This is a genomic window from Escherichia sp. E3659, from assembly GCF_005781135.1.
In the GTDB taxonomy this organism is placed as follows: domain Bacteria; phylum Pseudomonadota; class Gammaproteobacteria; order Enterobacterales; family Enterobacteriaceae; genus Escherichia.
The window spans coordinates 20,182-27,569 of sequence record NZ_VATQ01000039.1; the positions used below are offsets into that span (position 1 = coordinate 20,182).

At 49.8% G+C, this 7,388-nt stretch carries 7 protein-coding genes and 1 pseudogene; all 8 read left to right on the top strand.

Annotated elements, in window-relative coordinates; genetic code table 11:
- Positions 1-289 precede the first annotated feature (289 nt).
- Entirely contained in the window at positions 290-1,165 is an 876-nt protein-coding gene (locus FEK47_RS21145; RefSeq protein ID WP_087901594.1) for a ParA family protein, read from the top strand.
- Complete coding sequence (locus FEK47_RS21150; RefSeq protein WP_087901595.1) at positions 1,165-1,554, top strand: hypothetical protein; 390 nt, start codon at positions 1,165-1,167, stop codon at positions 1,552-1,554. The genes FEK47_RS21145 and FEK47_RS21150 overlap by 1 nt, the downstream gene beginning before the upstream one ends.
- Positions 1,547-2,899, top strand: a complete 1,353-nt coding sequence (gene dnaB-PI, locus FEK47_RS21155; RefSeq protein WP_135487278.1) for an SPI-7-type island replicative DNA helicase — start codon at positions 1,547-1,549, stop codon at positions 2,897-2,899. Before FEK47_RS21150 ends, dnaB-PI begins: the two co-directional genes overlap by 8 nt.
- The gene (locus FEK47_RS21160; protein ID WP_135487277.1) at positions 2,889-4,505 is read left to right on the top strand and encodes a ParB family protein; all 1,617 of its coding nucleotides are present in this window, start codon (positions 2,889-2,891) and stop codon (positions 4,503-4,505) included. Before dnaB-PI ends, FEK47_RS21160 begins: the two co-directional genes overlap by 11 nt.
- Positions 4,502-4,744, top strand: coding sequence for a TraR/DksA C4-type zinc finger protein (locus FEK47_RS21165; protein ID WP_135487276.1), 243 nt, complete (start codon positions 4,502-4,504; stop codon positions 4,742-4,744). Before FEK47_RS21160 ends, FEK47_RS21165 begins: the two co-directional genes overlap by 4 nt.
- 81 nt (positions 4,745-4,825) lie before the next feature.
- Complete coding sequence (locus tag FEK47_RS21170; protein WP_135487275.1) at positions 4,826-5,350, top strand: DUF2857 domain-containing protein; 525 nt, start codon at positions 4,826-4,828, stop codon at positions 5,348-5,350.
- A complete protein-coding gene (locus FEK47_RS21175; protein WP_138183362.1) occupies positions 5,350-6,558 on the top strand; it encodes an STY4528 family pathogenicity island replication protein in 1,209 nt (402 codons plus the stop codon). The genes FEK47_RS21170 and FEK47_RS21175 overlap by 1 nt, the downstream gene beginning before the upstream one ends.
- Before the next feature lie 207 nt (positions 6,559-6,765).
- Positions 6,766-7,388, top strand: a pseudogene (locus FEK47_RS21180) (hypothetical protein); the annotation flags it as partial.

Here is a 7,388-nt window from a genome sequence, read left to right on the forward strand (position 1 = left end):
GAATGCGTTAAAGAGGGTACAAATTCTGTCGAACTGGGGTATACCCGCAATTATACCCACACAATAGGGTTGATGTGGGGGGAATCTGGTTGAGTTCGGTAGAATTGATTTGGAGGCAGAACGCTTAAATCGTGGCGTCCTGAAACGAAAAACGGACCTCCGTGGAGGTCCGTTTATATGAATTTGGTGCCCGGACTCGGAATCGAACCAAGGACACGGGGATTTTCAATCCCTGATTTAAACACGCATAGAACGTTTGTTACCTGTAAATCATATACAGGTGACTTATATGCATGTAATTTCAGTAATTTCTACCAAAGGCGGTGAAGGTAAGTCTACTAAATCTGCCAACCTGGCAGGCTTATGTGCCGATGCCGGTCTCAAAACTCTCCTGCTTGATGGCGATTACCGTCAGCCAACCGTCTCCAGTTATTACCCTCTTCGTTATGAAGCTCCATGTGGTCTGTATGAGCTACTTATGCAGACTGTAGATCTTAACCATCCGGAACAGTTAATTTCCCATACCTGCATTGAAAATCTTGATCTGATAATTTCCAACGATCCTCACGGACAACTAAAAACGGCAATGATGCACGCGCCGGATGGGCGCATCCGATTACGTAATCAGCTACAGCATCCATTATTTGCTTCTTATGACGTAATTATTGGTGACACACAAGGCGCTCGCTCAATCATGCTGGAGCAGATGCTTCTGGCGACAACACATACCGCGCTGGCAGTTGTAAAGCCTGTAATGCCTGATATTCGGGAATTCTTACGAGGAACGGTGGGATTGATGGAAGAACTGCTTCCCTACCGTGGGTTTGGTATTGCGTTGCCGCCAATGAAGATATTGGTCAACTGCATGGATTACACCCTGCTGGCCGAAGAAGCGCTGAGCGCATTAACTACGATAATTACAGATGGAACGTATAGCAAAGCGGATATTCCCCCCGTCACTCTGCTCGAAACCCAAATCTACGATCTTGAAGTCTACAAACTGGGCCATACGCGGGGACAACCCGCTCACCGTCTTGAATACCATACTGACCGTAAGAGTCTGCCAGCGGCGCAGACTATGCATGATCTGGCCTGTGAATTATTCCCCCAGTGGCGCGACCGTTTTGATGCAGTACTGCAAAACCAGCCGAAGGGGGATAAGTGATGAGGCTCTATCGGGCAACGTACAGCCTCTTAAACCGCGATGGCCGGATCACAGTTGATGAGCAGTGGGTCTTTTTTGAAGCCGAAACTTACGCTGATGCACTGGAAAAAATACCCGGTCTATTGATGACGATGTGGGATTGCTGTGAATCCCAGCTCGAAGTATGGAACCTGATGCCGGATAACCAGCTTGTTGATCTCAGTATGGATATGGAGATTGATTCTCCCCGGGAGTGGCGTTTCTTTGAAGTTGGCTATTCTGCTGGTTCTGCCGTTTATCTTGATGTCGAACGGGATGGCTGGCCGCTGTTTCTTGTCTCCCCGTCCTGGCTGGCTCGTCTGAATAAAGCGTTGGCTGAATGTCGTAGCGTCGGAGGCCAGCATGAATAACGCCGAAAAGATATCGCCGCCGCACTCCATCAGCGCCGAACAAGCCGTTCTTGGTGGCCTGATGCTCGATAACGATCGCTGGGATGATATCGCAACGATTATTTCTGCCGACAGCTTTTATTCGCGACCGCATGGCGTGATTTTCTCAGTGATGCAGGCTCTTCTGCTTCGGAACAAGCCCATCGATCTGATTACTCTGGCTGAATCAATGGAGCAGCAGGGGACATTAGAACAGTGTGGCGGTTTTGCCTATCTCGCTGAACTCTCCAAAAATACGCCCAGTGCGGCCAATATTGTGGCTTATGCGGAGTATGTTGCCAGCTACGGCCAAAAGCGTCGGTTGCTGGAACTGGGGCATGATCTGGTCGGACAGGCCAGCGATGGCAGAAGTGACCTGACGGTATTACTGGATGAAGCTGAGCGCCGCATCTTTGCTATTGCCGAACAACAATCTCCGGATGGCGACGTTGATCTGTATGCCTCACTGGAATCCTTCCTCAATCAATTAGAGCAACGTTGCAGTAGTGAAGATCTCATTACCGGTACGCCTACCGGTTTTGCTCAACTGAATACGATGACCAGCGGCTTCCAGCCCAGCGACCTGATTTTGCTGGCTGGCCGTCCGTCAATGGGGAAAACTGCTTTTGGATTGGCATTCTGCGAAGGGGCGTTGAATGAACGACCGGACATGGCTGTACAGGTTTACAGTCTGGAAATGCCTACCGAGCAGTTGCTAATGCGCTTTACCGCCATGCTGGGGCGTGTGCCTCTGCAACACCTGCGCAATGGCGATATGCAGGATGAAGACTGGGCGCGTGTTAGTGCAGCAATGAAAGTCCTGCTTGAAGACTGGAAAGGAAGGCTGGTAATCGATGATTCCAGTTACATGACTCCGACAATCCTGCGTTCAAAGGTACGGCGGAATATCCGTAAATACGGTAATCCATCCCTGATCCTGCTGGATTACCTGCAACTGATGCGCTGCCCGGGGCAGGAGAACCGGACGCAGGAGATCGCGGAAATCTCCCGCTCACTCAAGGCGCTGGCGAAAGAAATTGGTTGTCCGGTGGTGGCGTTATCACAGCTTAACCGGTCACTGGAAAGCCGGGCAGATAAGCGCCCGAATAATGGCGATCTGCGTGACTCCGGGGCGCTGGAGCAGGATGCCGATCTGATTATGTTTGTTTATCGGGATGAAGTGTATGACGCCGATACGTCTGAACCCGGTGTGGCCGAAATTATTCTTGGCAAGCAGCGTAATGGCCCGATTGGTACTGTAAAAGTACAGTACCAGGCGGAGATTACCCGTTTTGAGGATTTCACAGGAGGTCGCTATGACTTCTAAGAAATCCAGCCAGTTAGGCGAAAAGTTGCTTCAGCGGGGCCGTACCCCGAATACTGGAAGCTCTGCTGTGGTGTTGCCGATAAATGAAATGCCGATGGTATTAACGCTGGAGCAGTTGCGCCCTAATCCTGATAACCCCCGAACATCCCGCAACCCGAAGTATGAAGATATCAAAGCGTCGATCCGCGCCCGGGGGCTGGATTCGGTGCCTAAAGTTACCAAAGATCCGGAAAATCCTGAGGATGTTTATATCTTCAGCGACGGCGGAAACACTCGCTATTCCGCCCTGACTGAACTGTATATAGAAACCGGTGATGAACGCTTTAACCGCGTCCAGTGCATAGTAAAGCCGTGGCCGGGACGTTTGCAGTGTGTCATCGGTCATCTGGCCGAGAATGATGTGCGTGGCGAGCTGTCATTTATTGAGAAAGCCTTTGGTATCGAAAAGGCGAGAGCTATTTACGAGGAACAGCTGGGGCGCGAAGTGAGCCAGCGTGAGCTGGCCGATCTGCTGAAAGAGGCGGGTTATCCGGTTCACCATTCGAATATCAGTCGTATGGTGGCGACAATTGAGTACCTTTATCCGTGGATGCCCAACTTGCTTAATTCAGGTATGGGACGACCTCAGATCGCCCAGCTAATTACGTTGCGAACAGCGGCAGAAAAAGCTTGGCAAGCCTTCAGTCAGAACGTCGCGTTGCCTCCGGAACAGGAATTTAATGATGTCTTTGGTGGTGTTTGTCGCGCTTTTGACGACGCGGATTACTACTCAGCCGATGTCTTTAAAGAAGAGCTGATTGCGGCCCTGTTGAAGGCGATGCCCGATCCGCAACTGACCTACGATAGCTGGCTGATTGAACTCGATCCACAGGAACAGAACCGGCGCAAACTCTTCGGTGCGCCGGAGCCGCTTCCCCAGCATGTTCTGGATGCGGACAAAATCCATGATGAGCCTTCACAACCACCGGCTGCTGAACCGCCCTCCGTTGCTACTGATTCCGGGTTAAAGGAGAAAAGGCCTGTCACAACTGAGGGCAATTCCTCCAATGATCTGGATCACCCGCCCGATGAAGAACCGCTAGATCTTTATGATGGGAATACCCTCCGGGATTCAACACCTGACTTACCCGACACTCTTCCGGGCGCTGAGCCAGGACCTTCTGCTGGTGACGAGCCGCTCCTGGAACCACCTGCAAATACTATCACTTTTGCCGCGAACGGGCTGGAGCCGGTAACCGATATCTGGCATATCCCGGCGTTACAGGATGATGTTGAACATCTACAGGACATCGCGTTTCGCCTGGCTTTCGAACTGGCGGAGGTGATGGGGGTTGAAGATGCTGTTCAGGAAGATAAATCTCTCCTGGGAACGGGTTATTCCCTCTCATCAAACCCAGATGGCGAACCTCTGGCTACGTTGTGCGGTGAGGCGACGGATATGCCTATATCGATATTAACCGGGTTTCTTATCGGTGCATCCAGTTCCGGTCCGTTAGATGCTCCATTATTTGATGATGTGTATGCGGTGAAATTCCTGCGTTTAATCAGGGTAGTGCGCCGTTTGCGCGAGCTGCAACGTGAGACATTCAGGGGGGAAACAGCATGAAAGCTGACTGGATTGATGAGGCGCAGGAAGTGACCCAATTGATGGTCGATAGCCAGGTAGAACGCATTCGCTCTTCATTTATATCACCGGCGATATCTTCCGCTGAATGCGAACGATGTGGACATGAGATCCCGGAGGCCCGTCGCAGAGCTGTTATGGGCGTCAGGCTGTGCGTTGAATGTCAGACCATTACAGAGTTTCGGTGGCGTGTTGGATATGGAGGATACGATGAAAGCTGAAGCCACATCATGGATCATCATTCTGTTTTGTTTTCTGGCATGGGCTGTTGATATTGCGATTATTTATGGAGGGCGTGCGTAATGAATGCACTTTTAACGCAGATTGTAATGGAGCTGAAATCCGGCAATATCCGCCGTTGTGAGGCGATGGGGTTAACGCTGGAAGAGATTCAGGAACTAAACAGCTTAACCGTCGAGGATCTGCATTATCTGGTGAATACGCAGGTATCGCTTCTGACCTTCCGCATTAACCATACCAACCTGAACACCATGCTGGCGCAGGCCCGTCGTGAACAGAGCCGGACGCAGCGTATCGACAGGGCGTTAACGCTGGGTGGCTCTATCGAGCTGATGCAGCATTTTTTTGGCCTGACGGCGACGGAGGTCAGCTCCCGGCGACGCCTTGTTGGCGTTGTAACCCGACAGGGGCGCACTCAGATCCCTACAGAAGAGCAGGAACTGGAGGTGTGGCGGCAATGGAAGGCATCGAACGTTGACAACTTGGAATCACTGGATGCACTAGAGGCCATGATGCTAATCGCTGAGCAGCAGGACATTTCGTTAACCGCAGTCTGGACGTTAACCAAAGGATGGAGTGCCGCCTGATGGCCGTTGTTCCCGTCGATGATGTTATCCAGTGTACGCTGGCGAAGATGCAAAACCGGATTGAGCAAAAAACACAATCCGGCGAGCAGACTAATGAGCAGAGTGGATTGCTCTTTCTGGGGAACGTGCATGACGCCGTTCCTCGGCACTTATTTCTGGATAGCCGATTATCGCCACTGGATAAGATGGCGTGGGTGATGATCCGGCTGTACGCCCAGCAGAACGAGGGCGCTGTTTTTCCTACCTACGACGAATTGCAATGTCAACTGGCATTACCTCATTCTGATAAAGCCTCTCGTGAGACGATCAGCAGGGCGCTGTTAATGCTACGTCTTACCGGATGGCTGAGCCTTTGCAAGCGAGTCAGAGATAAATCTGGGCGCATTCGCGGCAATATCTATGCCCAACATGATGAGCCACTGGGACTGTTTGACGCGGAATATTTCGACCCCGGCTGGCTTGACGCCGTTGCTGATGCCTGCCGACACACCAATAAAACGATACGCCTGACGGCGCTGGCCGTTTTGCAGGAAATCAAATCCGATACCCGTATGCGTCACCGGCATTCGCACGTTGCGCTGATAGAAGCGCGTTTGTCCGCTCCACAAACTCCGCAGGAAATAGTGTCATCATGGCAGAAGAAAATCCCCAGTTCTGAAACCGAACCGGGTCAAAAATCACAGAGTTCGGAATCCGAACTGGGCTGTCTGAAGGGGGATATTTTACCGGGTTCAGATTCCGAACTAAGCCGGAAATCAAGGGATGGCGGCTTAGTTCGAAAATCGAACCGTTACGTACGTAGTTTTACACAGAGTGTAAAAGATACGTACGTAGGGGGCGAAAGTCGGTTGTCATGGCCGACAGCGGTAATCGAACGACTGAATATGCCCGACCGGGATATGCTGGAGCGGCAGCTTGGAGCGTTACCTAGAGAGTTAGGGCAGCGAATCCTGGACGATCTGGCTGGTCGTATGAAAGCAACGGAAGTCAGGAACGTCACTGCGTATTTGCTGGCAAACCTGAAACGGGCAAGAGAGGGACTGTTTAATATAGGAGATAAAGGGGATATACCTAAGCTTGCGCCTGTGAAACAAAAAATTGTTAGCATATCGGCAACAAAAGAGTTCAACCGTGAGATAAAGCGAAGCAGACGTGAGTTTGTCTCACGAACGATGGACAAAATCCGTAGTAGTTATTTTAGCTCATAAAATGACCAGTGTTGACAGTGTCAACACTAAAAGTCTTGATGGTGGTTTAAGGAACAGAAGATAAATGAGATTTAGTCTGAAAATGTTTCTGCCGAGGTCTATTGCAGTTAACCCTGAAAAAATACTAAAAATGCGAATATGGTTTTCTGTGGGGGAAATATCGTAGTTTTTGTTTACTTCCTTTTTTGCTAGAAAAAGGAAATTTAAATGAAATACTCTAAAATTTATTTGCTTGTTATGTCTTCACTGTTGTCAGATCCTGCGATGGCTGATTTTACTGATGATGGTTCTCATGTTCGCTGGACTAATGAGTGCACTCGCTCAGGCGGCGGGGATGAACACTGTACGCAGATGGATGAACCAGATGTTGCAGACGCTGTTAATAAAGGAATAGATATATCAAAAGATTATACAGACCAAAGATACGACGAAATGAAATCGTATGTTGAAAATAATGGAGTTGATAAAAGTTATGTTGATGCCGCTGATGCTGCGTCAAAAAAATATGCAGATCAGAAGGCTGCAACAGCGGAACAGAACGCTAAAAATCATGCAGATTCAAAAGCTGCGGCGGCTGAATCGAACGCAAATGCATACACTGACTCTAAATTTAGTGACATGCAATCATACGTAGATAATACAATTTCAAATATCAGTAACGGCGTGGATCAAAGTTATGTTGATGCTGGTGATGCAGGTGCGAAATCATATGCTGATCAGCAAGCAAATAACGCTGAAGATAATGCAAACGTATATACAGATTCGAAAATAAAAGACGCTACCAATGATATGCGCTCCTACACCGATAACTCATCGGCGCAGACACTGGT

Coding starts and splice junctions, on each gene's coding strand:
- FEK47_RS21160 (WP_135487277.1), top strand. CDS start 2,889: ATGACTTCTAAGAAATCCAGCCAGTTAGGCGAAAAGTTGCTTCAGCGG.
- FEK47_RS21150 (WP_087901595.1), top strand. CDS start 1,165: ATGAGGCTCTATCGGGCAACGTACAGCCTCTTAAACCGCGATGGCCGG.
- FEK47_RS21145 (WP_087901594.1), top strand. CDS start 290: ATGCATGTAATTTCAGTAATTTCTACCAAAGGCGGTGAAGGTAAGTCT.
- FEK47_RS21175 (WP_138183362.1), top strand. CDS start 5,350: ATGGCCGTTGTTCCCGTCGATGATGTTATCCAGTGTACGCTGGCGAAG.
- FEK47_RS21170 (WP_135487275.1), top strand. CDS start 4,826: ATGAATGCACTTTTAACGCAGATTGTAATGGAGCTGAAATCCGGCAAT.
- FEK47_RS21165 (WP_135487276.1), top strand. CDS start 4,502: ATGAAAGCTGACTGGATTGATGAGGCGCAGGAAGTGACCCAATTGATG.
- dnaB-PI (WP_135487278.1), top strand. CDS start 1,547: ATGAATAACGCCGAAAAGATATCGCCGCCGCACTCCATCAGCGCCGAA.